This window comes from Methylotenera sp., from assembly GCF_030684185.1.
GTDB lineage: Bacteria > Pseudomonadota > Gammaproteobacteria > Burkholderiales > Methylophilaceae > Methylotenera.
This window is the reverse complement of sequence record NZ_JAUXOY010000021.1, coordinates 1-2,811: the sequence shown is the minus strand read 5'-3', so window position 1 is coordinate 2,811 and position 2,811 is coordinate 1. Positions and strand designations below refer to the sequence as shown.

Sequence of the window (2,811 nt, the reverse complement as noted above, 5' to 3'; positions counted from 1 at the left end):
GTAAACAGTATCTTAATTCAGAACGCTGGACTCACATGTCTATTCTCAACGTAGCACGCATCGGTCGATTTTCATCTGACCGTGCCATTCAAGAATATGCTGATGAAATATGGAAGGTAGTACCAGTTTTTGCTAAGCCTTAATTAATTTGATGAACTGGTTTTTAAGCGTAAAGCCTTCTGGCATGCAATGCTTATAACTGGTGTCGCATTTTATTAGACCATTACACTCATCTTATTTCTCATTATCGGTTGCTTCAATTACCCAGTCCAGCAAAGGAACCCATTGTTCGATGTCCTGTGCGACTAATGAAGGGCGCATATCGAATAGACTTACACCAAGTTCTGCAGCCGTTGCATAGACCTGTGCGTTACGAAGATAAGTCAGAACTGGAAAGCCAGTCTGCTCCATGAACTCAGCGAGCCCAGCGGCTGCATGAGTACGGCTATTTACCCGCATGCCAACCAGTGCGACGAATGTTTTGTTTTTACGTATCGTTTTTTCTTCAGCGAGTCTGCCTAGAAAGTCGGTTGTGGCTCCTATATCAAAAGCTGAAGGCTGTATTGGTACTATCACGCAATCAGCTTGTTTGATGGCATCGGAAAGTTTTTCATCACGAAAGCCAGCAGGAGAATCAGTAATGATCCAATCAGGTTCTAACACAGAGGTTTTGTTGCGAGGGTTGTAGCTATGGATAAGTGGAAATTCTGCGGGTCTGCGTTGTAACCATTGGGCAGAAGACTGCTGACGGTCAAGGTCGGATAGCATGACCCGCCCACCTAGCGAGGCTAAGTAACCTGCAAGGTTGGTGGATAGCGTAGTTTTACCACTACCACCCTTAGAGTTGGCGATTAGGATATTTTTCATGTGTCAGTTTGAATTAAGACTTGTCGATAGAAAATCATACTGCAATTTCGCATTCATTGCTTAGATTCGTTTTAAAAGAAATAGCTATTGATGCTTCCTCAGCAAGGAAAATGTAAGCAAAGCATTCAAGGGTGTTGTTGTGCTTTGCAACCGCAAAAAAACTTTTAGGTTTGTCATCTAAATCAGAAAATTCCAATGACACTTGAGCGGAAGGGTGGATCCAACCCACGCTATTTTTTGTTTTTTTTGTTAATTTCCAGCCTTTTTTCACGCCATTCAGCAAGCTGTTCATCATCGATTTCAAGTTGTATAGCTAAAGCTTCTATTGTGGTTAGTTTCCTGTCATCAGCTCGTCGAGTCAGCTTTGCACGCATTCTACTTTGCAGTCGTTCTACTTCTTCTTCAGATAAGCGCATTGCTTTCTCTAAATATTCTTCATTCGCTTTTTTGATTTTCAATGTTGTACTCCTTTTATAAAGCCACTAAATATAAAAATATATCTAAAGCAGTATAGGGTATTACACTTTTATTTTGTGTTACATTTTTATGAAAAAATCTTTTTTAAAATTAGCTGCTTAGTGCATATTATCTACAAGTTTAATTAAATAAACGTATGTCTGACAGGGAAGTAAAAGTTCGTTTAATTTACTATTTTAATCTAAAGGGATTATTTGACTGAAATTGTTTGATTGCCGACAAGTATCGTTTGTCCCCTACGAATTTTAGCTGTTTTTCGGCTTTCCACAACGCCATCCACTTGTACTGAGCCTTCTGCAACCATTGCTTTTCCACGACCGCCGCTATCGGCTATACCCACTAATTTGAGTAAGTTACATAATTCTATGTATTCGGTGGATAATTCAAATTGTATATTTTGTGACATAGATAGTCTCTGCGAATAGAGTAGAATAGTAGCTGATTTGGTGCCCAGAAGAGGACTCGGCACTAAACTAAAGTTTTAATTAATTACTTATAAAAAACAAAAGGTTAGAATAAAGGTACTGCGAGCATGGATCACCAAAGTGGATCACTTCCTTTTTGTTAATTTATTGATTTATTTTCTTTACTACAGCTAACCTTATACCGAGGCATAACAATATTTCACACTAAAAACAAGTTTGGTATTTTATCTTAAAATTTGCTGTTACGTCCTAGTTAGTTATATCATTGCCACCTTCAGACCTACCTAAGTACTTGTCTAGTAGTTCATTATTTTTTACTGTTCGTATTCCTAATAATACAAATTCATACGCACTAAATGGGAGGGTCAGTTTATTTTAATAATTGCAAGAAATGGATAAAATCAATTTCATCGAGAAGTCTTGTGTGATGGGCTTTAGCGCACTGTGGAGTTGAGGTTTAGTACTTCATTTAGTGCGTAGGGTGCTCTGAAGGACAAAATGCCAAATTTGCATTTTTTTCTTCATGGATCCAAGGTTTTTGGTATGTTGATTGTTTTAGCTCCAGAATGGTTTTTGAGAGGCAAATGCCTGCCAGTTTTCGTTTAAATTTTCTTCAAAGTGAATCCTATTGCTAGCGTTCCAGTGAGCGAACAAATGTTGCACTTCATCTAGTTTGATGTCTGGACTTGTTTCTATAAGTTGTTGCAGTAATTTTTCTGTGGTGGTGATGTCATTTAGCACCCCTAAGCAATCTTGCAGTTGAGACAACTTTTTGATGAATGAGCGTGATTTTGCCGATGGGTAGAGACTTGCAAAAAATTCAGATGCATAACGCATTTTCTTGGCGGTGATGCGCGCGGCATGACGCGCTTCTGGATGCATATGTTCAAGGCGTTTACCTCGCTGCCGCAGTTGCTTATGGCGTTTAGTTAAGGTTGCTGTTGCAATGTCGAGTACTCGATGAGTTTTCTTATCCTTGGCGCCATCACGCCAGCGCTCGTTTTCCAGCCAAGCTGCCAGTGATAATAGTAGATAATTGTAA

At 39.2% G+C, this 2,811-nt stretch carries 6 protein-coding genes; 1 reads left to right on the top strand and 5 read right to left on the bottom strand.

The annotated features are described in order from the left end of the window. Positions 1-143: glycogen/starch/alpha-glucan phosphorylase (locus tag Q8J82_RS13285; protein WP_370868106.1), on the top strand; the 143-nt coding region annotated here is incomplete at its 5' end. 91 nt (positions 144-234) lie between these two features. Here the strand turns inward: Q8J82_RS13285 and Q8J82_RS08975 are convergent. The 5 genes from Q8J82_RS08975 to Q8J82_RS08955 form a co-directional block, all read right to left on the bottom strand. Then, positions 235-867 (bottom strand): ParA family protein, encoded by a 633-nt coding sequence (locus Q8J82_RS08975; RefSeq protein WP_305328150.1) that lies wholly within the window; start codon positions 865-867, stop codon positions 235-237. Between the two features lie 34 nt (positions 868-901). After that, positions 902-1,138: a hypothetical protein gene (locus Q8J82_RS08970; RefSeq protein WP_304890938.1), complete on the bottom strand. Its 237-nt coding sequence runs from the start codon at positions 1,136-1,138 to the stop codon at positions 902-904. Next, positions 1,098-1,325, bottom strand: coding sequence for a hypothetical protein (locus Q8J82_RS08965; protein WP_304890937.1), 228 nt, complete (start codon positions 1,323-1,325; stop codon positions 1,098-1,100). Before Q8J82_RS08965 ends, Q8J82_RS08970 begins: the two co-directional genes overlap by 41 nt. 209 nt (positions 1,326-1,534) lie before the next feature. Beyond that, the gene (locus Q8J82_RS08960; protein WP_305328149.1) at positions 1,535-1,750 is read right to left on the bottom strand and encodes an RNA-binding S4 domain-containing protein; all 216 of its coding nucleotides are present in this window, start codon (positions 1,748-1,750) and stop codon (positions 1,535-1,537) included. Positions 1,751-2,324: 574 nt separating this feature from the next. Continuing rightward, the coding region (locus Q8J82_RS08955) for a CHAD domain-containing protein (protein ID WP_305328148.1) at positions 2,325-2,811 on the bottom strand (487 nt) is incomplete at its 5' end.

Coding starts and splice junctions, on each gene's coding strand:
- Q8J82_RS08975 (WP_305328150.1), bottom strand. CDS start 867: ATGAAAAATATCCTAATCGCCAACTCTAAGGGTGGTAGTGGTAAAACT.
- Q8J82_RS08960 (WP_305328149.1), bottom strand. CDS start 1,750: ATGTCACAAAATATACAATTTGAATTATCCACCGAATACATAGAATTA.